Below are 23,260 nucleotides of genomic sequence, written 5' to 3' on the forward strand. Positions count from 1 at the left end.
TTTAGGGCGGCAAATGGCCTGACACAAAGGTAGTCTGTTTTGACTCTCACTGCTGCTATTTGCGCAGCAGGTTTGGCCCCTGTGTCCGGCGGTGTTACATTTGTGCCGACTTTCGATTGACTAACCAGGACTATCACATGCGTTATCGCGTCATTGCGCTCGATCTTGACGGCACCCTGCTCACCCCGGCCAAAACTATTCTGCCAGAGTCTCTCGCGGCCTTGCATCAGGCCCGCCAGGCGGGATATCAGGTGCTTATCGTTACCGGTCGCCATCACGTTGCTATCCATCCTTTTTATCAGGCACTGGCGCTGGATACACCCGCTATTTGCTGTAATGGCACCTATTTGTATGATTATCAGGCTAAAAAAGTGCTGAGCGCCGATCCGCTGCCCGTGAACCAGGCATTGTCGCTGCTGGATCTGCTCGATGCGCACCACATCCACGGCCTGATGTATATCGATGACGCGATGGTATATGAAACCAGCACCGGCCATGTGGAGCGCACCCGCAAATGGGCAGAACACTTGCCCGCCGCCCAGCGACCGGTATTTCGCCAGGTCGACTCGCTGCGCCAGGCCGCCCGCGATGCGCAGGCCATCTGGAAATTTGCCCTGACAGACTCAAGCAATGACAAGCTCAGCGACTTTACCCGCAGTGTGGAAAGCGAGCTGGGGCTGGCCTGCGAATGGTCATGGCATGATCAGGTTGATATCGCCCGCCAGGGCAACAGTAAAGGCAACCGCCTGGCCCAGTGGGCCGCAAGCCAGGGAATTGATATGCAGGAGATTGTGGCCTTTGGCGACAACTATAACGATATCAGCATGCTGAAAAATGTCGGGCTCGGTGTCGCGATGGGTAATGCCGTAGATGAAGTAAAAAAATGTGCTGATTTAGTTATAGGTGCTAATACTGAACCTGGCATTTCAGAGGTAGTGAAAAAATACTTTTCCGGTGTACCTGCATAAAAGAGTGTCTGAGTGTAAGTCAGGGTATGGCGGCTCAAATTGTTAATTTCAGCCGCCATAATCAACGCCCACAAATAACAGAAACAAAACCAATCAAATATAAGTAAAAAAAGTCCTTAATCAGCCATAGAGTAAAGGGCTTATTTTTATCTGACCATGAGTTAATCATGGCCTCACTTTAAGCACAATCAATAGGCTGACAAAACTCAATAGCCCTACAATCAATGCGGTATATTTAATATAAAACCAGGATATCTCATTAATTTTTAAAGATTTAAAAAGTTCTATTTCCTCTTCTGTCAGTGTCTTTTTTGTCGCCGGGAAGCCAGGAAAGATAAGATCACTCATAATATAAGACTCCTTATACCCCCAAAAGAAAAAGCCCCCCATTTTTACCCACAGCCATAGGAAAAGGCATATAGCCAAATTGTTGTTTAAATTTATCAGCAATGAGATCAAACTTATGTTCTGTAAATTTACCATAGATAAGATAAAATAACAGTGAAACTACAAAGATGGCAGCCAAACATATTATGATTATATCAAAAGGGTTCATTTTGACTCCTCGATAACCTTGTACACTGAAAGAATATCCACACAATGCACTGCTGACGCTCATCTTTCGGCGTCAGCGGTCCTCGTCCGTTTCCCCGTAGTAATCCCTGCGTTTTTTTCGCAGCCCCAGTTACGGCACTACTCCGCCACTTCAGCCTCTGAAAGTGTGGCCGTTTCCACGATGGCGGCGAAACGGGCTTTTGGAGGGGGTGACAACTATTCTGATACTGAGGGCATTACCCCGTTAGGGGCTGTTCTGTTTAGTTGGCTTGTTCTTCTTTCTTCTCTAACTCCTTACCCCAATAATCTTCTTTTTTAATATTTCCAGGTAAATAATTCCACGCAATGCCACGGTATCTTAGTTTAACAACCTCTGTCATATTAGGAGTGATGGACCCGGGAATATAAGCATGATTGAATACAACCGAGGAAATAACAACACTATCCAGTGTTATATTATAAATTTCCAATTCAACTCCAGCACCATTGATAGCATAGAATCTTATAATTGCGGTTTTAAGTCTTTTACACGAACAAACAAAATCAAATAGATATGGTGAAGATTTATCTACTTCTTTGCTCATAATCACAGGCTCATGTTGCCTTGTTCCTGTCATTGAGCCTGAGTGTGGGTCTGTAGGTAATGTAATGCCATGTTGCGTATTCATTACCTCTATAGCACCTTCACGGCCTAAAGCAGTACAGGAGCCTTTTATTTGGACACCATTTTCATCGTATAAAAATAAATAAGCGGGTAAAGACATTGGTAAATCCTTATGTGGGTAAAATCCTATTCTTCCGGTCTTTCAGGTAGAAGTTTAACGATTATATATACTACAACTATACTCACGGCTATATAAATAAATCGTTCATGCCATGTTTCAAAATGGAAGAACCAATAAATACATAAAAAAACTAAAATACCACCAAGTAATGAAGCGGCGTATTCTAAAAAGCTATGAAATACTCTCTTTACAAATGATAACTTTTTAATTTTATCATCTGCCATGATTGACCTCTTTTTCAACAAGATCCAATATCTGATTAAATGCCGTTTCTCCTTGTGTTCTTCTGACTCTTAACGCCTCAACAAAGGGGTGTAAAGCTGGTTCAACAAGGAAATAAAGAAAATCGTAGTCTCTTTGACGCAATGCGTAATATATTTCTGGATCGGTGCTTTGAAGTCTTTGAGATGTGTATATACTACGTTCTGCCATACCTCCAGCTAACAAGGTATTTCCGACTATACCGCCACGTAGAGCTACCATAAGGGAACTTCTTTGAGCTATAGAGGTTGCTATTTTTTTGGATATTATAGAGTTGGTAATAGCTCGCCCAACTACTGATGCAGCAATCTTAGCGTATATACCATCCTTTTTTTTCTCCGGTACATATTGATTAAATTTATTCAATACTGTTTCAATCGTCCTGACAAAATTTTCATTTTGAAGAATACCAAAGCGTATAGCTTTAATCAGTCTGATACGTTCCGTCTCTCTGTTGTATCTTGAATCAGTATCTATAAAACCATAAGCAAGATAGCCCAAGTCTTGAGGGACTGATAAAACACCATGAACAAGTCCTACGCCTGTTTCAGGTGATATAATGATCTGTGCTATACGTTTTGCTATGTCCATGTAAGTAATCATAAAGATTCCATTCCTTCAGTTTTATGCAGTCTAAAGGCAGATTGAGCAAAAAACAAACAAAAACAAGCGGTATATACTGATATAGACTATTTTCGATTTGGTGGATTCTGACGGTGAACGGATGTGACTACCCGAAACCAGGAAAAAGTGGAAGTATGATCAACCGGGATAACGACTACGTCTTCCTGAAGATAAAAGCAGCGCTCCCCGGTAAAGCGCGATGAACCTTAAAAAAGGCCGCTTTCGCGACCTTGTATCCGTGCAGACAATTATTAAGAACGATCAAGTAGCATATACTTACCCGCTCCTGTAACCGGCTCAGCCCGCCAGTGAGACGCTTTTGATCTGTGCGTATAGTCTCTGGCCCGGCGTGATATGCAGCTCGTCCCGGGCCCAGGGGCTGATACGCGCCCAGAAGATGGCTTCGCCGCTCTCCAGCTGTACGTTGACCTGGCCGTCATCCTCATGGCTGTCCACCACCCGGGCGCTGAGCACATTGCGGATACTGGTCTGCTGTGGCGGCACCAGCACCAGCGAGACATCCGTCGCCTGAATACGCACCCGCACGCGGCTGCCGATCTCCTGGTCTATCCTGGGTACCCATAATGTTTGCCCGGCCACCTGCAGCGCCGTCATCCGGTATTGTGGATGCTGAGCCTGCAGCCGGGTATTCAGCACAGTGCTCTGCTGCTCGCCGGGCAGCCACGGGTGCATCACCTGGCTGCTCCATACTGTCTCCAGGGTGCCGAACGCCTTCACGGCGCCTTTATCCAGCACCAGGACATTATCCGCAAGGTGCAGGATCTCCTCCAGCGAGTGGCTGACATAGAGCATCGGAATATGGATTTCCCGGGCCAGATTTTGCAGATACGGCAGCAGCTCCCGTTTGCGTGGCACATCCAGCGACGCCAGCGGTTCATCCAGCAGCAAAAGCTCCGGCGCGGTCAGCAGTGCCCGGCCAATCGCGACCCGCTGCTTCTCCCCGCCGGACAGGCTCCAGGGGAAGCGGTTCAGTAAGTGCGCAATGCCCAGCAGCGCCACCAGCTTATCAAACTGCTCCGCCATGGACGGGGCCAGCCCGTAACACAGATTCCCGCGCACCCGGTAGTGGGGAAACAGCCGGGCATCCTGAAACACATACCCGATACGCCGCCGCTCCGGGGGCAACATAACCCCGGCGGCGGTGTCATTCAGCACCCGGCCATTGAGCACAATGCGCCCCTGTTCTGGCCGGGTTAACCCGCTGATGGCGTTAATCAGCGAGGTTTTACCCGCACCGGATACACCGAATACGGCGGTGATCCCGTGGGCGGGCAGGTTTTCTTTGATCCGCAGGCAGTGGCTCCCCAGGGTCTGGGTAAAATCGAGCTCCAGCATTATGCCTCTCCGGTGATACGTTTTCGGCTGATGCGCGCCAGCCACTCAGAGACCAGCAGCGACACCAGCGCCAGCACTATCGAAATCACACACAGCCGGGCCGCAGCGCTCTCGCCGCCGGGGATCTGGATCAGGGTATACATGGCCGAGGGAATAGTGCGGGTCTCCCCGGGAATATTGGACACAAACGTAATGGTGGCGCCGAACTCCCCCAGCGAGCGGGCAAATGCCAGCACCGTGCCGACAATAATGCCCGGCAGGGTGAGCGGCAGCGTAATGGTAAAAAACACCCGCCAGCGCCCGGCACCCAGGGTGCGGGCCGCCTGCTCAAGGCGCATATCAACCCCTTCCAGCCCGAGGCGAATAGCCCGCACCATCAGCGGAAATGACATCACCGCCGCCGCCAGCACCGCCCCGCGCCAGGAGAAGGCGAAAGAGAGGCCAAACCAGTCATACAGCCAGCTGCCTATCACCCCGCGCCGCCCCATTACCACCAGCAGCAAATACCCCACCACCACCGGCGGTAACACCAGCGGCAGGTGAATAATACTGTCGAGCAGGGATTTACCCGGGAAGCGGCAGCGCACCAGTACCCAGGCCAGCAGAATGCCGAACGGCAGGCTTATCACCACCGCCAGCGAAGAGACCTTCAGGCTGAGTAAGACCGCCTGCCATTCCGGCTCGCTGAGTATCATTGCCGGGGGGTGAAGCCATATTTTTTAAATACCGCGGCGGCCTGCGGGCCCTGCAGATACTGCCAGAACCCCTCAACGGCTGCGCTGGCGTGATCCCGGGTGATGGCCATCGGGTATTCGACTTTCGGGTGGGAATCTTCCGGGAAGGTGCCAACCACTTTCACCCCTTTACTGGCCACCGCATCAGAGCCGTACACCACGCCGAGCGGCGCTTCGTTACGCTCTACCAGCGCCAGGGCACCGCGCACATCTTCCGCCGGGGCCAGCACCGGGGAGAGCGTACTCCAGACCCCCAGCTTCTCAAACGCCTGCCGGGCGTAAATACCCGCCGGAACATGCTGAGGATCCCCCACCGCCAGGCGCCCGCCATTAAGCAGCGACACCCAGTTTGTGGTGCGGTTTATCGTGATATTCCCCTGCGGGCTGGCTTTTGGTGCCACCAGCACCAGGCTGTTGCCCAGCAGCGTGACCCGGGAATCAGTTTTAATGGCCTCTTTGCCTGCGGCGTAGTCCATCCATTTCTGGTCGGCAGAGATAAACAGATCGGCGGGCGCGCCTGCTTCAATCTGGCGCGCCAGGGTGGAGGAAGAGGCAAACGAGGCGACCACATCTACCTGCTTTTCTTTTTTATATTGCTGCGCAATATCCTGCAGTGCGTTGGTCAGCGAGGCCGCCGCAAACACCGTGACTTTTCCCTGGTCAGCCACGGCCTGGCCGGCAAAAACCACGGAGAACACCATGCCCGCTGCCGCCAGGCCCCATGAACGTGCCATCTTCCACTCCCTACCTTTCGTTATGTAGCGACAAATATAACGATAATCCGGCCCGATGGAAAGCCACAATACATACAGAAAATAGCCCGGAGGCAGAGCGGGGAGAGGGTAACCCGGGGGATGAGGGGGAAAAACAGGCAAAAAAATACCCGGCCAGGCCGGGTATTTTACAAATCAGCGCTGCCGGGTGCTGGTATCACGGTGCCCGATGCCGGACAACACGTTAAACACCTCACCCAGACCATAGATAAGCCCAAGGATTACCGCCATCACAATCGGCACCATGATGACCGCTGTAACCATACTTTTTATCAGTTCTAACATGGATGCTCCCGGCAAACAAATAACGTATCAGCCCGTTATTTTAACCTTTATGGCAAAAAATACACTCTCCTTTTGTGCCCCGCCCCTGGCAACTGGACGCCCTGCCCTGCTCAGGTAGAATAGCGGTTTTGCGTTACCGGGACCCACACCATGCAAGCTGAAATTCTCCTCACCCTGAAACTTCAGGATCGTCTGTTCGCCGATCCCCGGCGCATTGCACTGCTTAAACAGATAGATAATACCGGCTCCATTAGCCAGGGGGCGAAACTTGCCGGTATCAGTTACAAAAGTGCCTGGGACGCCATTAACGACATGAACCAGCTGACCGAACAGCCGATTGTTGACCGGGCCACCGGGGGTAAAGGCGGCGGCGGTGCGGTGCTGACGGCCTACGGCCACCGGCTGTTACAGCTCTATGATCTGCTGGCCCAGATTCAGCAAAAAGCCTTTGATGTTCTCCAGGAGGACTCGCTCCCCCTGGACAGCCTGCTGGCGGCCATTTCCCGCTTCTCCCTGCAGACCAGCGCCCGTAACCAGCTGTTTGGCACGGTGGTGGCCCGCGACAACCAGCAGGTTCAGCAACATACCGAGATCCTGCTGGCCGACGGCGCCACCCACCTGAAAGTAGCCATTACCCGGCACAGCGGCGAGCGCCTGGGGCTGGATGCCGGTAAAGAGGTGCTGGTGCTGATTAAAGCCCCCTGGGTGCAGATCTGCCGGGATCCCCGCCAGGCCGCCCTGGCGGATAACCAGCTTCCCGGGGAAATCACCAGTATCCAGGCCGGGGCAGAACAGTGTGAAATCTTAATTGCCCTGCCCGGCGGCCAGAGCCTGTGCGCGACAATCCCCGCCACCCGGATGGAGCAGGAGCAACTCGCCTGTGGCCAGCAGGTGACAGCATATTTTAATGCCGATGAGGCGATTATCGCGACACTCTGCTAAAGCCTGCCGTGCCATTGACAAGCCGCAGGCTGTCACGTATCCCTGTAGTTATGTGCTGCATAAAATGGGATAAATGATGTCTGTATTGCAAATTTCGCAAGGCACGTTGCGGATCAGCGACACCCGGGTGCTGACGATCCCGGCGCTGTCTGTTCACGCAGGTGAGAGCTGGGCGTTTGTCGGCAGCAACGGCAGCGGCAAATCCGCCCTGACCCGGGCGCTCAGCGGGGAGCTTCCCCTGTTGCGCGGAGAGCGCCAGTGTACTTTTGAGCGTATTGCCCGTATCTCGTTCGAACAGTTGCAAAAACTGGTCACCGACGAATGGCAGCGCAACAATACCGACCTGCTCAGCGAAGGCGAAGAAGACACCGGCCGCACCGCCCGGGAAATCATCGAAGAACACCACCAGGATCCCGAACGCTGCCTGGCGCTGGCCCGGCGTTTTGGCATTACCCATCTGCTGGAACGGCGCTTTAAATACCTCTCTACCGGGGAGACCCGTAAAACCCTGCTGTGCCAGGCCCTGATGCCCGGCCCGGATCTGCTGGTTTTTGATGAGCCCTTCGACGGGCTGGACACCGCCTCACGCCAGCAACTGACCGCCCTGCTGGCGGAGCTTAACCAGCAGGGCTATACCCTGGCACTGGTGCTGAACCGGTTTGATGATATTCCGGCATTTGTGGAGTTCGCCGGGGTGCTGGCAGAGTGTACCCTGGCGGAAACCGGCGATAAGCGCACCCTGCTAAGCCAGGCGCTGGTGGCCCAGCTGGCCCACAGTGAGCAGCTGTCCAGTACCGCTATTCCCCCGCCAGACAACCCCGGGGAGGTGCACCGCCCGCCCGCCAGTGAGCCGCGCATTATTCTGCGCGACGGGGTGGTCTCATACCACGATACCCCGGTACTCCACCACCTGGACTGGACCGTAAACCCCGGGGAGCACTGGCAGATAGTCGGCCCCAACGGGGCGGGAAAATCGACCTTACTCAGCCTGATAACCGGCGACCACCCCCAGGGCTACAGCAACGATCTCACCCTGTTTGGCCGCCGCCGGGGCAGCGGTGAGACCATCTGGGAGATTAAAAAACATATCGGTTACGTGAGCAGCAGCCTGCACCTGGATTACCGGGTCAGCAGTTCGGTGCTGAACGTGATTATCTCCGGCTTCTTTGACTCTATCGGCATCTATCAGGCCGTGTCGGAGCGCCAGCAGCAGCTGGCCCGCCAGTGGCTGGCGCTGCTGGGGATTCAGGATGGGGAGCAGCCGTTCCAGAGCCTCTCCTGGGGGCAGCAGCGGCTGGTGCTGATTGCCCGGGCGCTGGTGAAACACCCGACGCTGCTGATCCTGGATGAACCACTACAGGGGCTTGATCCGCTCAACCGCCAGCTGGTGCGCCACTTTGTTGACATTATGATAGGCGAAGGCGATACCCAGCTGTTATTTGTCTCTCACCATGCCCAGGATGCCCCCGCCTGTATCACCCACCGGTTAACTTTCGTACCGGATCAGGGGTGTTACCGTTACCACAAGGAAATCTGCCGGGCGTGATAATAGCGGGGTCTGACGGCCCCGGCTATTTTCAGAAAAACCGCATTCAGCCCGGAAAATACCCCGTTATACTAGCGACTTATCGTGGGAAATCGCAGTCAGCATGCCAGTGTAAACGATTCCACTAATATGCGTCATATCACACTTTTGCCGGTTCTGTTATGCTATGGTTATTTCAACCCACAAGCCTAATGGAGCAAACATGAAAGTTCTGGTAACGGGTGGTAGCGGTTACATTGGTAGCCACACATGTGTACAACTGCTGCAAAACAACCATGACGTGGTCATCCTCGATAACCTGTGCAACAGCAAACAAACCGTTCTGCCGGTTATTGAACGCCTTGGCGGTAAAAAGCCGCTGTTTATTGCGGGCGATATCCGCGATGAGGCGCTGCTGGACCAGCTCTTCAGTGAGCATCACATTGATGCGGTTATTCACTTCGCCGGTCTGAAAGCCGTGGGGGAATCCGTCAGCAAGCCGCTGGAGTATTACGACAACAACGTCAATGGCACCCTGCACCTGCTCAGCGCGATGCGCAAAGCGGGGGTCACTAACTTTATTTTCAGCTCCTCTGCCACCGTTTACGGCGACCAGCCGCAAATTCCGTATGTGGAAAGTTTCCCCACCGGCCTGCCGGCAAGCCCTTACGGGCGCAGCAAACTGATGGTGGAGCAGATCCTCACGGACCTGCAGCACGCCTGCCCGGAATTCAGTATCGCCCTGCTGCGTTACTTTAACCCGGTAGGGGCACACCCGTCGGGTGATATGGGGGAAGATCCCCAGGGGATCCCGAACAACCTGATGCCGTATATCGCCCAGGTTGCGGTTGGTCGCCGCGAGTCGCTGGCCGTATTTGGTAACGATTATCCGACAAAAGACGGCACCGGGGTCCGGGACTATATCCACGTAATGGATCTTGCCGACGGGCACGTGGCCGCCATGCAAAAACTGGCGGGTAAAGCCGGTGTGCATATCTACAACCTGGGTGCCGGTGTCGGCAGCAGCGTGCTGGATGTGGTTAATGCCTTCAGCAAAGCCTGCGGCAAGCCGGTGGCCTATCACTTTGCTCCGCGCCGCGATGGCGATCTGCCTGCCTACTGGGCAGATGCCAGCAAAGCGGACCAGGAACTCAACTGGCGTGTAACCCGCTCGCTCCAGGAAATGGCTGATGACACCTGGCGCTGGCAGTCACGTCACCCACAAGGTTATCCAGACTAAGGAACTACAATGGCGCGTTTTAATCCCGTCGATCACCCACATCGTCGTTATAACCCCCTGAAAGGGGAATGGATTCTGGTTTCACCACACCGCGCCAAGCGCCCCTGGCAAGGGGCGCAGGAAGCCCCGGCAACGCAGACCCTGCCCTCCCATGACCCGGACTGCTATCTGTGCCCCGGCAACCTGCGTGTCAGCGGTGACAAAAATCCGGACTACACCGGTACCTGGGTTTTTACCAATGACTTTGCCGCCTTAATGACCGACACCCCGGACGCACCGCAAAGCGACGATCCGCTGATGCGCTGCCAGAGCGCCCGGGGCACCAGTCGGGTTATCTGTTTTTCTCCGGATCACAGCAAAACCCTGCCCCTGTTATCCCTGCCGGCTCTTGAAGAGGTGGTGACCACCTGGCAGCAACAGACTGCTGAACTCGGCCAGCATTACCCCTGGGTACAGGTGTTTGAAAATAAAGGGGCGGCGATGGGCTGCTCCAACCCACACCCCCACGGCCAGGTATGGGCCAATAGCTTCCTGCCTAACGAGATAGCGCGGGAAGATAACCAGCAGCGCGACTATTACCGCGAGCACGGCACCCCGATGCTGCTGGACTACGTACACCGGGAACAGGCAGACGGCAGCCGGACCGTGGTGGAAACCGAACACTGGCTGGCGGTGGTGCCCTACTGGGCCGCCTGGCCGTTTGAAACCTTACTGCTGCCTAAAGCCCCGGCATTACGCCTGACCGATCTGGATGCCGATCGCAGCCGTGATCTGGCGCTGGCGCTGAAAAAGCTGACCACCCGCTACGACAATCTGTTCCAGTGCTCCTTCCCCTATTCCATGGGCTGGCACGGCGCCCCCTTTAACGGTGAGGACAATCCGCACTGGCAACTGCACGCGCATTTTTATCCACCGCTGCTGCGCTCAGCCTCGGTGCGTAAATTTATGGTCGGCTATGAGATGCTGGCCGAAACCCAGCGCGATCTGACCGCCGAACAAGCCGCCGAACGCCTGCGCGCGGTCAGCGAGATCCACTATCTCGAATCCGGAGAATAAAAATGTCACTGAAAGAGACAACCTCAGCCCTGTTTACCCGCCACTTTGGCTACCCGGCCACCCATACAATTCAGGCCCCGGGCCGGGTAAACCTTATCGGTGAACACACGGACTATAACGACGGTTTCGTGCTGCCCTGTGCCATCGACTACCAGACGGTGATAAGCTGCGCTGCCCGCGACGACCGCCAGGTGCGCGTTATCGCCGCAGACTATGATAACCAGTCAGATACTTTCTCCCTTGCGGCACCCATCACCCCCCATGAAACCCAGCAGTGGTCAAACTACGTGCGCGGGGTGGTTAAACACCTGCAAAAACGCTGCCCGGATTTTGGCGGGGCGGATCTGGTTATCAGCGGTAATGTTCCGCAGGGGGCCGGGTTAAGCTCTTCGGCCTCCCTGGAAGTGGCGGTGGGTAAAGTCTTCCAGACCCTGTATCAGCTCCCCCTGGACGGTGCCCAGCTCGCCCTCAACGGCCAGGAAGCCGAAAACCAGTTTGTGGGCTGTAACTGCGGGATCATGGACCAGTTAATCTCCGCCCTGGGTAAAAAAGGCCATGCGCTGCTGGTTGACTGCCGCAGCCTGGAGACCCGGGCCGTACCGATGCCGCAAGGCGCGGCAGTGGTGATCATTAACAGTAATTTTAAACGCACCCTGGTGGGCAGTGAATACAACACCCGCCGTGAACAGTGTGAAGCGGGCGCCCGTTTCTTTGGCGTGCCTGCCCTGCGCGATGTGACCCTGGCGCAGTTTAACCAGGCCGCCGGGGAGCTGGATCCGGTGGTTGCCAGACGCGTGCGCCATGTCATAACCGAAAACGTCCGCACGCTGGAAGCCGCAGAGGCGCTGGCCCGGGGAGATCTGAAAGTGATTGGCCGCCTGATGGCCGAATCTCACGCCTCAATGCGGGATGATTTTGAAATCACAGTTGAACAAATCGACACTCTGGTAGAAATTGTTAAGGCGGCCATCGGCGACGAAGGCGGCGTGCGCATGACCGGCGGTGGTTTTGGGGGATGTGTGGTTGCCCTGGTGCCTGAAAACAGAGTCGACAGCGTGCGCCAGGCTGTTGCTGAGCAGTATCAGGCCAGAACGGGTATCAAAGAGACATTTTATGTCTGCACACCTTCAGAAGGAGCCGGACAGTGCTAAGAGAAACACCCCAACTCGCCCCGGACGGGCTACCCTATCGTCTTTCTATCCTGCGCAATCAGGCCGGTGTTGTGGTCACCATGATGGACTGGGGGGCTACGCTGCTCTCCTGCCGGGTGCCACTGCGCGATGGCAGCGTGCGCGAGACCCTGCTCGGCTGCCCGAGCCCGGAAAACTACCTCAACCAGAGCGCGTTTCTCGGCGCGACGGTTGGCCGCTATGCCAACCGTATCGCCGGTAGCCAGTACGTTTACGAGGGCAAAACCGTTACCCTGCAGCCCAGCCAGGGGGAGCACCAGCTGCACGGTGGCCCCCGCGGGTTTGATAAACAGCGCTGGCGGATCCTGCGCCAGAACGACAGCGAAGTGCTCTACACCCTCGACTCGCCAGACGGCGACCAGGGCTTCCCGGGGAATTTCCGCACCACGGCCTTATACCAGCTCACCGACGATAACCGTATCCGCATTCAGTTTACGGCCTGGTGTGATCAGGCCTGCCCGGTGAACCTGACCAACCACGCCTACTTTAACCTTGATGCGACACCCGGCGATATTCGCGAGCACCAGCTCCAGCTTCTGGCGGATCAGTACCTGCCGGTTGATGCCAGCGGCATCCCCCGGCGCGGGCTGGCCGATGTGACCGGCACCAGTTTTGATTTCCGCAAACCTAAAACCATTGGCGCGGATTTCCTGGCTGACGAGGACCAGCAGGTGGTCAATGGCTACGATCACGCCTGGTTACTCAATGCCCGGGGCGATGCCACACAACCGGCTGCCTGTCTCTGGTCAACGGACCGCCGCCTGAAGCTCACCGTGTATACCAGCGCCCCGGCGCTGCAGTTCTACTCGGGTAACTTTCTGGCCGGTACTCAGGCCCGGGAACAGGGTGAGTACCAGAACTGGCAGGGGCTGGCGCTGGAGAGCGAATTTCTGCCAGACAGCCCTAACAACCCCCAGTGGCCTCAGCCTGACTGCTTCCTCCGGCCACAGCAGGAGTACAGCAGCCTTACCGAATATCAGTTCACGGAACAGTGATCCTGCCTGCCCCCCGCCCGGGGGGCATACCGGCCTCTGAGGGCGGAATCCTCACAGCCTTAAGCAAAAATATAACGATAACGTCACACCGGCCTTACAGTTCAGCGCTATTTTCGCTATGTTAATGGTTTATCGTTGCCAGCCGCCGTACTACGGCAATACAATGATAATAGTTATCATTCATAACGATTTTATGGAGGAGTCATCTATGGCTGTTACTAAGCTGGTTCTGGTTCGTCACGGTGAAAGCCAGTGGAACAATGAAAACCGCTTCACCGGTTGGTACGATGTGGACCTGTCTGAGAAAGGTGTTGGCGAAGCAAAAGCCGCAGGTAAACTGCTGAAAGCTGAAGGCTACGCTTTCGATTTTGCCTACACTTCCGTGCTGAAACGAGCCATCCATACGCTGTGGAATATCCTGGATGAGCTGGATCAGGACTGGCTACCTGTTGAGAAATCCTGGAAGCTGAACGAGCGCCACTACGGGGCACTGCAGGGGCTGAATAAAGCAGAAACCGCCGCCAAATACGGCGACGACCAGGTGAAGCAATGGCGCCGTGGTTTTGCCATTACCCCACCGGCACTGACCAAAGACGACGAGCGCTACCCGGGCCACGACCCGCGCTATGCCGGGCTGAGCGAGAAAGAGCTGCCGTTAACCGAAAGCCTGGCGCTGACTATCGAGCGCGTGGTGCCCTACTGGGAAGAGACAATCCTGCCGCGCCTGAAAAGCGGTGAGCGCGTGATCATCGCCGCCCACGGCAACTCCCTGCGCGCGCTGGTGAAGTATCTCGATAACATGGGCGAAAAAGAAATTATCGACCTCAACATCCCGACCGGTGTACCGCTGGTTTATGAGTTCGACGAAAACTTCAAGCCGGTGAAACACTACTATCTGGGCAATGCGGACGAGATCGCCGCAAAAGCCGCCGCAGTTGCCAACCAGGGCAAAGCGAAATAATTCTGCACAGGCAATAAAAAAAGCGTGGTCATGAGCCACGCTTTTTTTTATGTGTCGGGGTAATTAACCGCGCCGGGCGTTGATCGCTGCGGCCAGCTGGCGCAGAACCTTTTCGGTATCATCCCAGCCGATGCAGGCATCGGTCACGCTTTTGCCGTACACCAGCGGTTCACCGCCTTCCAGGTTCTGGTTACCTTCTGCCAGGTTGCTTTCGATCATCACCCCCATAATGGCCTCTTCACCACCGGCGATTTGCTGGCAGACATCCTGGGCCACATCCATCTGCTTTTTGAACTGCTTGCTGGAGTTCGCATGGCTGAAATCGATCATCACCCGGGCCGGTAACTGGGCTTTTTCCAGCCCCTGTTTAACGGCGCTGACGTGGGCGGCGCTGTAGTTCGGCTCTTTACCGCCGCGCAGGATAATATGGCAGTCTCCGTTACCGCTGGTATTCACAATAGCGGAATGGCCCCACTTGGTGACCGACAGAAAACAGTGCGCTGCACCCGCCGCGTTAATAGCGTCTATCGCCACTTTGATGGTGCCATCGGTGCCGTTTTTAAAGCCAACCGGGCAGGAGAGGCCAGACGCCAGCTCGCGATGCACCTGGGATTCCGTGGTGCGGGCGCCAATCGCCCCCCAGCTCATCAGGTCTGCCAGGTACTGAGGGGTTATCATATCGAGGAATTCACCGGCGGTCGGCAGGCCCAGATCGTTGATATCCAGCAGCAGCTTGCGGGCAATACGCAGACCATCGTTAATCTGGTAGCTGTGATCAAGGTGCGGATCGTTGATAAGCCCTTTCCAGCCCACGGTGGTGCGCGGTTTTTCAAAATAGACACGCATCACAATTTCCAGCTCCCCGGCAAGCTCCTGGCGCAGCGCCATCAGACGCGTGGCGTACTCCCGGGCGGCAACCGGATCGTGGATCGAGCACGGGCCGATAATCACCAGCAGGCGATCATCATTCCCTTTAAGAATGTTGTGAATCGCTTTACGGGCTTTAGAAACCGTCTGTGCGGCGTGCTCAGTAGCGGGGAATTTTTCTAATAATGCGACCGGAGGTAAAAGTTCGTTAATCTCTTTGATGCGTAAATCGTCGTTCTGATAATTCATGATAATCCCAGTAGCCATATATCTGTTCTTGATGCAATCCCTTCAATCTATCTCGCGGCGGGCTAAGTGTAAATGTCAATTTACACTCGAAACGGATTAATGCTAAAAATTCATAAAATTCACGATAAAATAGTGAAAAAAGAGACGTACGACACAGTTATTGATTTTTTATGCTTATAAATATTGACTAAACAACATCTGACACTGAATAAAACTTACCAGACAGTATGTTATGCCGGTGCGGCGCATTATGACCTTTTCCCGGCGCACATCCGGCGTGTTATAAATTCAGTTAATTTCCCGTTTCTTATCAGACACACAATGGCACATACACACTCTCACGAGCCGGGCGACAGCAATACCAGGCGCCTGCTGGCGGCTTTTATCATTACCGCGCTATTTATGGTTGCCGAGGTTATCGGCGGGTTATTGTCCGGCTCTCTGGCACTGCTGGCAGATGCGGGCCATATGCTCACCGATGCGGCAGCCCTGCTGATGGCGCTGGTGGCCGTGCAGTTTTCCCGGCGCCCGGCCAGCACCCGCCGGACTTTTGGCTGGCTGCGTCTGACGACCCTTGCCGCCTTTGTGAATGCCCTGGCGCTGGTGGTTATCATTGTGATTATCGTCTGGGAGGCTATTGAGCGCTTTCGCCATCCCCAGCCGGTGGCCGGGGTCGGGATGATGATTATCGCGGTGGCTGGCCTGCTGGCGAATATTGCCAGCTTCTGGTTTCTGCACCACGGCAGTGGCGAGAAAAACCTTAACGTGCGGGCAGCCGCGCTGCATGTCATGGGGGATCTGCTGGGTTCGGTGGGGGCCATTGTGGCCGCGGTAGTGATTATCACCACCGGCTGGACACCGATAGATCCTATCCTCTCGGTGCTGGTCTCCTGCCTGGTGCTGAAAAGTGCCTGGGGGCTCCTGAAAGAGAGCGTTAACGAATTACTGGAAGGCGCACCTGATGCCATCGACGTGGCGGCCCTCGCCCGGGATCTGGCCCGCGCCATTCCGGAGGTCCGCAACGTGCACCATGTGCATGTCTGGCTGGTGGGGGAAAAGCCGGTGCTGACCCTTCATGTTCAGGTGATCCCGCCCCACGATCACGATGCGCTGCTGGCGCGGATCCATGCGTTTCTGGAGCATCACTACAGCATTGCCCACGCTACCGTGCAGATGGAGTATCAGGCCTGCTGTGGCCCGGCGTGTGAGCTGAGCACCACCACGCCGGGCCATCACCATCACCACCACTAACCGCAGCAGGCGGATGCCTGACGGCGGTCAGGCATTCCCTTTTACGGCAACGCGTAACGACGCGGCGAAATCCAGCATCCGGTTTAGCGGTATCAGCGCCTTTTCACGCAGTGCATCCGCCACATGAATTTCATGGGCCGCCCCGCCCTGCTCAAGGCCCTGAGCAATGGCCTGTAACCCGTTCATTGCCATCCACGGGCAGTGGGCGCAACTGCGGCAGGTGGCGCCCTCTCCTGCGGTGGGGGCTTCCAGCAGGATTTTTTCCGGGCAGGCCTGCTGCATTTTGTAAAAAATACCCCGATCTGTTGCAACAATCAGGTGGCTGTGCGGTAGCGTTTTCGCTGCGGCAATCAGCTGGCTGGTGGAGCCCACCGCATCGGCCATATCAACCACCGCCTGGGGCGATTCCGGGTGTACCAGGATTGCCGCATCCGGGTAGAGCGCCTTCATGCGGGCCAGTGCCTGGGTTTTAAACTCGTCGTGAACAATGCACGCCCCCTGCCAGCACAGTACATCCGCGCCGGTCTGTTTGCGGACATAATTGCCCAGGTGACGATCCGGAGCCCAGAGAATTTTTTGCCCCAGACTATCGAGGTGTTCAATCAGCTCAACCGCAATACTTGATGTCACCACCCAGTCTGCCCGGGCCTTAACTGCGGCGGAGGTGTTGGCATACACCACCACGGTGCGATCCGGGTGAGCATCGCAAAAGGCGCTAAATTCCGCTTCCGGGCAGCCCAGATCCAGCGAACACTCTGCCTGCAGGGTTGGCATCAGAATAGTTTTTTCCGGGCTCAGGATCTTCGCCGTTTCCCCCATAAAGCGGACCCCTGCCACCAGCAGTGTTGACGCCGGATGGTTAGCCCCGAAACGCGCCATCTCCAGTGAGTCTGCCACGCAGCCGCCGGTCTCTTCCGCCAGCGCCTGAATTTCCGGATCGGTGTAGTAGTGGGCAACCATCACCGCATTACGCTCGCGCAGCAGCTGTTTTATCTGGTCACGGTAGTGTTGCTTTTCAGCCGGGGTCAGCGGGGCGGGTTTGGCAGGGAAAGGATAAATCGCGGCCTGGGGATCAAACATTACGCTCATGGTGCTTTCTCGTTTTGCTCGCTTAACGATAACAGCCGGATATTGCGATATACGGACGTATACCGACCGCTGTTGTTTTCTATACTAAACAAGATAGCCGATCATGAGGGAAATGTCGTCAGTTATTTCCCCTGCCGGGATGCGGGTAAGAGGAGAAAACGGGGAATGGCGGGCGTGTGGGGCTGAGGGAATGGCACATAGCAAAAAGGCGCCTTTAGGGCGCCTTTCTACATAATGGTGGGTCGTGCAGGATGACCCGGCTTGCGCCTCGCCCTACGGGCCGTCGCCTTACGGCTCCGTTGTCTCGCCAGGGCTCGACTCGACCTGCTGCAGGTTCGAACCCTGCACGGTCAGCGCATAGCAAAAAGGCGCCTTTAGGGCGCCTTTCTACATAATGGTGGGTCGTGCAGGATTCGAACCTGCGACCAATTGATTAAAAGTCAACTGCTCTACCAACTGAGCTAACGACCCACACCAGAACAACACATTGTATACTGCTTACTTCACCGGCCATCCCATCATCGAAAATGGTGGGTCGTGCAGGATTCGAACCTGCGACCAATTGATTAAAAGTCAACTGCTCTACCAACTGAGCTAACGACCCATACCGGAATAACACATTATAAACTACTTACTTCACTAACCATCACTCTCAGTCGAGAATGGTGGGTCGTGCAGGATTCGAACCTGCGACCAATTGATTAAAAGTCAACTGCTCTACCAACTGAGCTAACGACCCGAAGTGGTGGGTGATGACGGGATCGAACCGCCGACCCTCTCCTTGTAAGGGAGATGCTCTCCCAGCTGAGCTAATCACCCACTTCGTACTGCTTCAGACTATTACCGCTGACAGCTGAATCAGCAATAATATTTTGACTGGACGCTGACCGGACAACGCAATCTTTTACACCACTAACCATTTTGTCATCGAAAATGGTGGGTCGTGCAGGATTCGAACCTGCGACCAATTGATTAAAAGTCAACTGCTCTACCAACTGAGCTAACGACCCAAGTGGTGGGTGATGACGGGATCGAACCGCCGACCCTCTCCTTGTAAGGGAGATGCTCTCCCAGCTGAGCTAATCACCCACTTGGTACTGCGTTCAGAATCACTCTGCCTGAGAATGGTGGGTCGTGCAGGATTCGAACCTGCGACCAATTGATTAAAAGTCAACTGCTCTACCAACTGAGCTAACGACCCATTCTGACTCGCCACTGGCTAACTCGGTATCCTGTGGCAACGGCGGCATATATTACTGATTTAAGATGATGACGCAACAAAAATTTTCAACCAGACCGCTCAACTGTACAGGATTCACGCGGCCAGACCAGAAAGCCAGCGATATCTGATCAAGCCGCGCGCATTACTGAGCACTGAGGCGTTTTTGCGCCTGCTTTGCCGCATCGGTGCCCGGGTATTTCGCGACCACCTGCTGGTACACGGCCTGTGCTTTAGCCGTGTCGCCTTTGTCCTGCATAATCACCCCCACCTTAAGCATCGCATCGCTCGCTTTGGGTGATTTCGGGTAATTTTTCGCCACACCGGCAAAATAATACAGCGCGTCGTCTTTCTTCCCTTTGTTGTAATTCAACTGACCCAGCCAGTAATTGGCATTCGGCTGGTAGGTTGAATCCGGGTAACGCTTCACAAAGTTCTGAAACGCCGTCATAGCCTCATCCTGGCGGGACTTATCCTGCACCAGGGCAACGGCTGCATTATAGTCGGTATTGGCATCACCAGACTGAACAGGCGCACTCGCAGCACCGCTACTGCTTTGCGCAGCCCCGCTGTCGCTGCTCTGCTGGGCGGAGCCGCTCTGTGTCGCATTGCTTTGAGATGAACTGCTCAGGCTGTCCATCTGCAGCAGGATCTGCCGCTGGCGCTCCACCACCTGATTCAGCTGATACTGGCTCTCCTGGATCTGTCCACGCAGAGTATCAATATCGTTCTGGTTTTCGGTGAGTTGTTGCTGGAGCTGGGTTAAAAGTTGACTGTGAGCGTTAGAAATACGCTCGAGTTGCGTGACCCGGTCTTCAACCGAGCCAGAGCCTACATCACTGATTGGCGCCTGGGCATTAGCGGCCCAGGGGGCCGCTACGCCAACCAGTAACGACAGACTCAACAGGTGAGGTCTGAAGTTACTGATCATGTCATTCTCTTAGTAAACCAGTACGGCACGACGGTTTTTAGCATAGGCTGCTTCGTCATGACCCAGCACTGCTGGTTTTTCTTTACCGTAAGAAACAATGGAGATCTGGTCAGCAGAAACGCCTTTGCCCTGCAGGTACATTTTCACTGCGTTGGCGCGACGCTCGCCCAGCGCGATGTTGTATTCCGGCGTACCGCGTTCGTCCGCATGACCTTCGATGGTCACTTTGTAAGACGGGTTGCTGCGCAGGAAGCTGGAATGCGCATCCAGCATGGACGCAAATTCAGAGCTGATATCGTATTTATCCAGGCCGAAATATACGATGTTGTTCTGTTGCAGCTGCTGCATCTGCAGACGCGCCTGCTCTTCAGAAGACAGGTTGCTGCCGTTAGCACCGCTGTTAGCATCCATACCAGTGCCGGCGCCCAGCATACCTTCACCGCTCTGGTCGTTGCTGGCGTTCTTGTTAGAACTACATGCGGCGATTGCCATAACAGGCAGTGCCAGCATAAGCCCCTTCAGCACTTTGTTCAGTTGCATTTCTTAATCCTTACTCATCAATATTTTATTATTAAAGATACGGAGACCAGGCAGGGAATTTAACCTGTCCATCAGTCGCCGGAAGACGCGCTTTGAAACGTCCGTCAGTGGATACCAGGTTCAGCACGGATCCCATCCCCTGAGAAGAGCTGTAGATAACCATAGTGCCGTTGGGAGCCAGACTTGGCGTTTCATCCAGGAACGTTGACGACAACACTTGTACGCCACCCGCTGCCAGATCCTGTTTGGCGATATGCTGCGCCCCGTTAGCGGAGCTTACCATCACCATAAATTTACCGTCAGTGCTGACATCTGCATCCTGGTTCTGGTTACCTTCCCAGGAAATACGCTGTGCGGCACCGCCGTTAATATTCACTTTATACACCTGCGGACGCCCTGCCTGGTCAGAGGTGAAGGCCAGGTTCTGGCTGTCCGGGAACCAGCTCGGCTCCGTGTTATTGCTGCGACCGTTAGTCACCTGGCGGATCTGGCCGGAGCCAAGGTCCATCACGTACAGGTTCAGGCTGCCGGTTTTAGACAATGCGAAAGCCAGTTTTGTACCGTCCGGTGAGAACGCCGGTGCCCCGTTATGCTGCGGGAAGGAAGCTATCTGGCGTACCGCGCCATTAGACAGTGTCTGAACCACCAGCGCAGAACGGCCACTTTCGAAGGTAACATAGGCCAGTTTGCTGCCGTCCGGAGACCATGCCGGAGACATCAGCGGCTGGGATGAACGGTGAACCACAAACTGGTTGTAGCCGTCGTAATCAGACACACGCAGTTCATAAGGGAACTGGCCGCCTTTATTCTGGACAACATAAGCAATACGGGTACGGAACGCGCCTTTAATACCGGTCAGCTTTTCGAATACTTCATCGCTGGCAGTATGGGAGGCGTAACGCAGCCACTGCTTGTTCACTTTGTAGGAGTTCTGCGCAATCACCGTACCCGGTGCTGCGCCGGTATCCACCAGCTGGTAAGCCACTGTGTAGCTGCCATCGCCATTTGGGGTTACCTGGCCGACAACCACCGCATCCACCCCGAGCGCAGACCACGCCGCAGGCTGAACTTCCTGAGCAGAACCCGGCTGTTGCGGAAGACGGGCGCGATCAAGCGGGTTGAATTTACCGCTGTTGCGCAGGTCGGCTGCGACAATACCGCCGAGATCCGCAGGTGCAGCACCAGGGCCCGCCCATTTAAACGGCGCAACACCGATAGGACGCGCTGAATCCACCCCCTGGGTGATTTCAATACGCACTTCTGCGTGCAGGACTGCGGCCCACAACATCAGAAAACTTAACGCTACTTTTAATGCCTGCTTCATCATATCTCCCATACCCAGGCAAAACGCCACGATAATTTAGCAGAATGTTAACAAACTGAAATAAACAAAACTACCAAAACCCGGGGGACTCAGCCGGTGTCGTTTCCTCCCCCACCCGGGGAAGGAAAACGTCATTACGGTTTAAAGTCCAGCGGTGCATTCTTAAAGACTTCATAGACAGCGTCACTCGGCGGCTTAGGAATTCTTGCCTGCTTAGCGGCGGTCACCGCGGCCTGGCAGAGTGCCGGATCGCCACCTTCGGAGGTTACGTCCTTCACCAGGCCATCACGGGCAAGTTTAATCCGCAGAGTACAAGTTTTGCCCGCGTAAGAAGCGGCATCGTAAAATTTGTTCTCAATTGCGGCTTTAATCTGCCCTGCGTAGCTGTCTATTTCGCCTTTCGTCGCCCCATTTTTACCGCCACCGGAACCGGCAGTCGCACCAGATGCGCCTTTCCCGCCCCCGGCTTTAGGGGCATTTTTACCCGAGCTCAGATCGCCCAGTAAATCATCCACCCCGGCTGCGGCAGCTTTCGCGGCAGCGGCCTTTTCAGCAGCGGCTTTCTTCGCTGCAGCTGCTTTTTCCGCTGCGGCCGCTTTTGCGGCGGCGGCTTTCTCGGCGGCAGCCTTATCTGCAGCTGCTTTTTCTGCAGCCGCCTTTTCAGCTGCGGCAGCTTTGGCAGCAGCCGCTTTTTCCGCTTTCTCAGCAGCAGCCTTTTCGGCCGCAGCCGCTTTGTCAGCAGCGGCTTTCTCTGCTTTCTCGGCGGCAGCCTTTTCAGCCGCGGCAGCTTTGGCGGCCGCCGCTTTTTCAGCTTTCTCAGCAGCAGCCTTTTCAGCCGCAGCCGCTTTGTCAGCAGCGGCTTTCTCTGCTTTCTCGGCGGCAGCCTTTTCGGCTGCGGCAGCTTTAGCAGCCGCCGCTTTCTGAGCCTGCTTTTCTGCTTCCTGCTGGGCTTTCTTCTGTGCATCTGCGGCTTTAGCGGCCGCTTCCTGCTGGGCTTTTTTCAGCGCCAGTGCGTCGGCGGCAGCTTTCTTCGCCGCCTCCTGGGCTTCTCTGGCTGCATCGGCTTTCGCCCGTTCTGCTGCCTGTTTTGCCGCCTGTTCAGCCTGTTTTTGCTGCTCCGCGGCTTTTTCGGCAGCCTGTTTCGCTGCCTGCTCAGCCTGCTTAGCGGCCTCCGCCGCCTGAAGCTGTGCTTTTTCCTGGGCCTGCAGGCGCTCTTTCTCAAGCTGTTTCAGGCGCGCCTGTTCGGCTGCCTGTTTTTCCTGCAACTCTTTTGCCTGCTGTGCGGCCTGCTTTTCCCGTTGCTCTGCGGCACGCTTGCTGCTTGCCTGCTGCTGTTGCTGTCGGTTGTACTGTTGTACAACGGCACCGGGATCCACCATAACCGCATCAATGGAGGAGCCACCTCCCCCACCGGCGCTGGCGTCAATCTGCTCATCGAACGAACTCCAGATCAGTACCGCAATCAGAATTAAGTGCAGTACGCCTGAAACAATTATCGCCCGTTTGAGCTTATCGTTTTCTTCGGATGCCTTTGACACTC

The 23,260-nt window shown here is 55.3% G+C and carries 24 protein-coding genes, 7 tRNA genes and 1 other RNA gene; 9 read left to right on the plus strand and 23 right to left on the minus strand.

The features are described 5' to 3' along the window. The first annotated feature begins 137 nt into the window (after positions 1–137). Positions 138–968 carry a pyridoxal phosphatase gene (locus tag EBL_RS12705; RefSeq protein WP_002439358.1) on the plus strand — a complete coding sequence of 277 codons (831 nt, stop codon included), beginning with the start codon at positions 138–140 and terminating at the stop codon, positions 966–968. Between the two features lie 165 nt (positions 969–1,133). Here EBL_RS12705 and EBL_RS12710 read toward each other — a convergent pair whose 3' ends face one another. The 9 genes from EBL_RS12710 to EBL_RS20055 all read right to left on the minus strand — a co-directional run bounded on the left by EBL_RS12710 (position 1,134) and on the right by EBL_RS20055 (position 6,341). Next, on the minus strand, positions 1,134–1,316 hold the full coding sequence (locus EBL_RS12710) for a hypothetical protein (RefSeq protein WP_002439357.1): 183 nt from the start codon (positions 1,314–1,316) through the stop codon (positions 1,134–1,136). 13 nt (positions 1,317–1,329) lie between these two features. Continuing rightward, positions 1,330–1,524 carry a hypothetical protein gene (locus EBL_RS12715; RefSeq protein WP_002439356.1) on the minus strand — a complete coding sequence of 65 codons (195 nt, stop codon included), beginning with the start codon at positions 1,522–1,524 and terminating at the stop codon, positions 1,330–1,332. Positions 1,525–1,783: 259 nt separating this feature from the next. Next, positions 1,784–2,287, minus strand: coding sequence for an Hcp family type VI secretion system effector (locus EBL_RS20045; RefSeq protein WP_002439350.1), 504 nt, complete (start codon positions 2,285–2,287; stop codon positions 1,784–1,786). Between the two features lie 26 nt (positions 2,288–2,313). Continuing rightward, on the minus strand, positions 2,314–2,532 hold the full coding sequence (locus EBL_RS20050; RefSeq protein ID WP_002439349.1) for a hypothetical protein: 219 nt from the start codon (positions 2,530–2,532) through the stop codon (positions 2,314–2,316). Next, on the minus strand, positions 2,522–3,172 hold the full coding sequence (locus EBL_RS12720; protein ID WP_002439346.1) for a hypothetical protein: 651 nt from the start codon (positions 3,170–3,172) through the stop codon (positions 2,522–2,524). Before EBL_RS12720 ends, EBL_RS20050 begins: the two co-directional genes overlap by 11 nt. Positions 3,173–3,490: 318 nt before the next feature. Continuing rightward, positions 3,491–4,549, minus strand: a complete 1,059-nt coding sequence (gene modC, locus EBL_RS12725) for a molybdenum ABC transporter ATP-binding protein ModC (RefSeq protein WP_002439345.1) — start codon at positions 4,547–4,549, stop codon at positions 3,491–3,493. Then, the gene (gene modB, locus EBL_RS12730; protein ID WP_002439343.1) at positions 4,549–5,244 is read right to left on the minus strand and encodes a molybdate ABC transporter permease subunit; all 696 of its coding nucleotides are present in this window, start codon (positions 5,242–5,244) and stop codon (positions 4,549–4,551) included. Before modB ends, modC begins: the two co-directional genes overlap by 1 nt. Continuing rightward, positions 5,241–6,017 carry a molybdate ABC transporter substrate-binding protein gene (modA, locus tag EBL_RS12735; protein ID WP_002439341.1) on the minus strand — a complete coding sequence of 259 codons (777 nt, stop codon included), beginning with the start codon at positions 6,015–6,017 and terminating at the stop codon, positions 5,241–5,243. Before modA ends, modB begins: the two co-directional genes overlap by 4 nt. 174 nt (positions 6,018–6,191) lie before the next feature. Beyond that, entirely contained in the window at positions 6,192–6,341 is a 150-nt protein-coding gene (locus EBL_RS20055; protein WP_002439340.1) for an AcrZ family multidrug efflux pump-associated protein, read from the minus strand. Positions 6,342–6,491: 150 nt separating this feature from the next. Here EBL_RS20055 and modE point away from each other — a divergent pair, with 150 nt between their 5' ends. The 7 genes from modE to gpmA all read left to right on the plus strand — a co-directional run bounded on the left by modE (position 6,492) and on the right by gpmA (position 14,250). Continuing rightward, complete coding sequence (gene modE / locus EBL_RS12745) at positions 6,492–7,283, plus strand: molybdenum-dependent transcriptional regulator (protein ID WP_002439338.1); 792 nt, start codon at positions 6,492–6,494, stop codon at positions 7,281–7,283. Between the two features lie 76 nt (positions 7,284–7,359). Then, positions 7,360–8,829 (plus strand): molybdate ABC transporter ATP-binding protein ModF, encoded by a 1,470-nt coding sequence (gene modF, locus EBL_RS12750; protein ID WP_002439337.1) that lies wholly within the window; start codon positions 7,360–7,362, stop codon positions 8,827–8,829. A 202-nt stretch (positions 8,830–9,031) separates the two neighbouring features. Continuing rightward, positions 9,032–10,048 carry a UDP-glucose 4-epimerase GalE gene (gene galE, locus EBL_RS12755; protein WP_002439336.1) on the plus strand — a complete coding sequence of 339 codons (1,017 nt, stop codon included), beginning with the start codon at positions 9,032–9,034 and terminating at the stop codon, positions 10,046–10,048. A 9-nt stretch (positions 10,049–10,057) separates the two neighbouring features. Then, positions 10,058–11,104, plus strand: coding sequence for a galactose-1-phosphate uridylyltransferase (gene galT / locus EBL_RS12760; protein WP_002439335.1), 1,047 nt, complete (start codon positions 10,058–10,060; stop codon positions 11,102–11,104). 2 nt (positions 11,105–11,106) lie between these two features. Continuing rightward, positions 11,107–12,255, plus strand: a complete 1,149-nt coding sequence (gene galK / locus EBL_RS12765) for a galactokinase (RefSeq protein ID WP_002439333.1) — start codon at positions 11,107–11,109, stop codon at positions 12,253–12,255. Continuing rightward, positions 12,249–13,289 (plus strand): galactose-1-epimerase, encoded by a 1,041-nt coding sequence (galM, locus tag EBL_RS12770; protein ID WP_002439332.1) that lies wholly within the window; start codon positions 12,249–12,251, stop codon positions 13,287–13,289. The genes galK and galM overlap by 7 nt, the downstream gene beginning before the upstream one ends. 208 nt (positions 13,290–13,497) lie before the next feature. After that, positions 13,498–14,250: a 2,3-diphosphoglycerate-dependent phosphoglycerate mutase gene (gpmA, locus tag EBL_RS12775; RefSeq protein WP_002439331.1), complete on the plus strand. Its 753-nt coding sequence runs from the start codon at positions 13,498–13,500 to the stop codon at positions 14,248–14,250. Between the two features lie 63 nt (positions 14,251–14,313). On the opposite strand, the gene aroG is transcribed toward gpmA, so the two are convergent. Beyond that, a complete protein-coding gene (aroG, locus tag EBL_RS12780; protein WP_002439330.1) occupies positions 14,314–15,366 on the minus strand; it encodes a 3-deoxy-7-phosphoheptulonate synthase AroG in 1,053 nt (350 codons plus the stop codon). Positions 15,367–15,687: 321 nt separating this feature from the next. Here aroG and zitB point away from each other — a divergent pair, with 321 nt between their 5' ends. Then, positions 15,688–16,617: a CDF family zinc transporter ZitB gene (gene zitB, locus EBL_RS12785; RefSeq protein ID WP_002439329.1), complete on the plus strand. Its 930-nt coding sequence runs from the start codon at positions 15,688–15,690 to the stop codon at positions 16,615–16,617. Positions 16,618–16,644: 27 nt separating this feature from the next. Here the strand turns inward: zitB and nadA are convergent, their stop codons facing one another. The 13 genes from nadA to tolA form a co-directional block, all read right to left on the minus strand. Continuing rightward, positions 16,645–17,706: a quinolinate synthase NadA gene (gene nadA / locus EBL_RS12790; protein WP_002439328.1), complete on the minus strand. Its 1,062-nt coding sequence runs from the start codon at positions 17,704–17,706 to the stop codon at positions 16,645–16,647. Between the two features lie 235 nt (positions 17,707–17,941). Next, positions 17,942–18,068, minus strand: a non-coding RNA gene (locus EBL_RS20060) — RtT sRNA. A 33-nt stretch (positions 18,069–18,101) separates the two neighbouring features. After that, positions 18,102–18,177 (minus strand) — tRNA-Lys (locus EBL_RS12795). Between the two features lie 57 nt (positions 18,178–18,234). After that, positions 18,235–18,310: transfer RNA gene (locus EBL_RS12800), tRNA-Lys, on the minus strand. A 59-nt stretch (positions 18,311–18,369) separates the two neighbouring features. Continuing rightward, positions 18,370–18,445: transfer RNA gene (locus tag EBL_RS12805), tRNA-Lys, on the minus strand. Between the two features lie 4 nt (positions 18,446–18,449). Then, a tRNA-Val gene (locus EBL_RS12810) sits at positions 18,450–18,525 on the minus strand. A gap of 115 nt (positions 18,526–18,640) precedes the next feature. Further along, positions 18,641–18,716: transfer RNA gene (locus EBL_RS12815), tRNA-Lys, on the minus strand. Between the two features lie 3 nt (positions 18,717–18,719). Continuing rightward, positions 18,720–18,795 (minus strand) — tRNA-Val (locus EBL_RS12820). 36 nt (positions 18,796–18,831) lie between these two features. After that, a tRNA-Lys gene (locus EBL_RS12825) sits at positions 18,832–18,907 on the minus strand. Positions 18,908–19,070: 163 nt separating this feature from the next. Then, positions 19,071–19,856, minus strand: a complete 786-nt coding sequence (cpoB, locus tag EBL_RS12830; RefSeq protein ID WP_002439326.1) for a cell division protein CpoB — start codon at positions 19,854–19,856, stop codon at positions 19,071–19,073. Between the two features lie 9 nt (positions 19,857–19,865). Then, positions 19,866–20,396: a peptidoglycan-associated lipoprotein Pal gene (pal, locus tag EBL_RS12835; protein WP_002439324.1), complete on the minus strand. Its 531-nt coding sequence runs from the start codon at positions 20,394–20,396 to the stop codon at positions 19,866–19,868. A 31-nt stretch (positions 20,397–20,427) separates the two neighbouring features. Beyond that, complete coding sequence (gene tolB / locus EBL_RS12840) at positions 20,428–21,720, minus strand: Tol-Pal system beta propeller repeat protein TolB (RefSeq protein WP_002439323.1); 1,293 nt, start codon at positions 21,718–21,720, stop codon at positions 20,428–20,430. Between the two features lie 134 nt (positions 21,721–21,854). Then, entirely contained in the window at positions 21,855–23,258 is a 1,404-nt protein-coding gene (gene tolA / locus EBL_RS12845; RefSeq protein ID WP_002439321.1) for a cell envelope integrity protein TolA, read from the minus strand. Positions 23,259–23,260 lie beyond the last annotated feature (2 nt).

This window comes from Shimwellia blattae DSM 4481 = NBRC 105725 (genome assembly GCF_000262305.1).
GTDB classification, from domain to species: Bacteria; Pseudomonadota; Gammaproteobacteria; order Enterobacterales; family Enterobacteriaceae; genus Shimwellia; species Shimwellia blattae.

What these genes read in the sequence shown, in the direction of transcription:
- EBL_RS12705 (WP_002439358.1), top strand. Translation starts at nt 138, where the DNA reads ATGCGTTATCGCGTCATTGCGCTCGATCTTGACGGCACCCTGCTCACC.
- EBL_RS12710 (WP_002439357.1), bottom strand. Translation starts at nt 1,316, where the DNA reads ATGAGTGATCTTATCTTTCCTGGCTTCCCGGCGACAAAAAAGACACTG.
- EBL_RS12715 (WP_002439356.1), bottom strand. Translation starts at nt 1,524, where the DNA reads ATGAACCCTTTTGATATAATCATAATATGTTTGGCTGCCATCTTTGTA.
- EBL_RS20045 (WP_002439350.1), bottom strand. Translation starts at nt 2,287, where the DNA reads ATGTCTTTACCCGCTTATTTATTTTTATACGATGAAAATGGTGTCCAA.
- EBL_RS20050 (WP_002439349.1), bottom strand. Translation starts at nt 2,532, where the DNA reads ATGGCAGATGATAAAATTAAAAAGTTATCATTTGTAAAGAGAGTATTT.
- EBL_RS12720 (WP_002439346.1), bottom strand. Translation starts at nt 3,172, where the DNA reads ATGATTACTTACATGGACATAGCAAAACGTATAGCACAGATCATTATA.
- modC (WP_002439345.1), bottom strand. Translation starts at nt 4,549, where the DNA reads ATGCTGGAGCTCGATTTTACCCAGACCCTGGGGAGCCACTGCCTGCGG.
- modB (WP_002439343.1), bottom strand. Translation starts at nt 5,244, where the DNA reads ATGATACTCAGCGAGCCGGAATGGCAGGCGGTCTTACTCAGCCTGAAG.
- modA (WP_002439341.1), bottom strand. Translation starts at nt 6,017, where the DNA reads ATGGCACGTTCATGGGGCCTGGCGGCAGCGGGCATGGTGTTCTCCGTG.
- EBL_RS20055 (WP_002439340.1), bottom strand. Translation starts at nt 6,341, where the DNA reads ATGTTAGAACTGATAAAAAGTATGGTTACAGCGGTCATCATGGTGCCG.
- modE (WP_002439338.1), top strand. Translation starts at nt 6,492, where the DNA reads ATGCAAGCTGAAATTCTCCTCACCCTGAAACTTCAGGATCGTCTGTTC.
- modF (WP_002439337.1), top strand. Translation starts at nt 7,360, where the DNA reads ATGTCTGTATTGCAAATTTCGCAAGGCACGTTGCGGATCAGCGACACC.
- galE (WP_002439336.1), top strand. Translation starts at nt 9,032, where the DNA reads ATGAAAGTTCTGGTAACGGGTGGTAGCGGTTACATTGGTAGCCACACA.
- galT (WP_002439335.1), top strand. Translation starts at nt 10,058, where the DNA reads ATGGCGCGTTTTAATCCCGTCGATCACCCACATCGTCGTTATAACCCC.
- galK (WP_002439333.1), top strand. Translation starts at nt 11,107, where the DNA reads ATGTCACTGAAAGAGACAACCTCAGCCCTGTTTACCCGCCACTTTGGC.
- gpmA (WP_002439331.1), top strand. Translation starts at nt 13,498, where the DNA reads ATGGCTGTTACTAAGCTGGTTCTGGTTCGTCACGGTGAAAGCCAGTGG.
- aroG (WP_002439330.1), bottom strand. Translation starts at nt 15,366, where the DNA reads ATGAATTATCAGAACGACGATTTACGCATCAAAGAGATTAACGAACTT.
- zitB (WP_002439329.1), top strand. Translation starts at nt 15,688, where the DNA reads ATGGCACATACACACTCTCACGAGCCGGGCGACAGCAATACCAGGCGC.
- nadA (WP_002439328.1), bottom strand. Translation starts at nt 17,706, where the DNA reads ATGAGCGTAATGTTTGATCCCCAGGCCGCGATTTATCCTTTCCCTGCC.
- cpoB (WP_002439326.1), bottom strand. Translation starts at nt 19,856, where the DNA reads ATGATCAGTAACTTCAGACCTCACCTGTTGAGTCTGTCGTTACTGGTT.
- pal (WP_002439324.1), bottom strand. Translation starts at nt 20,396, where the DNA reads ATGCAACTGAACAAAGTGCTGAAGGGGCTTATGCTGGCACTGCCTGTT.
- tolB (WP_002439323.1), bottom strand. Translation starts at nt 21,720, where the DNA reads ATGAAGCAGGCATTAAAAGTAGCGTTAAGTTTTCTGATGTTGTGGGCC.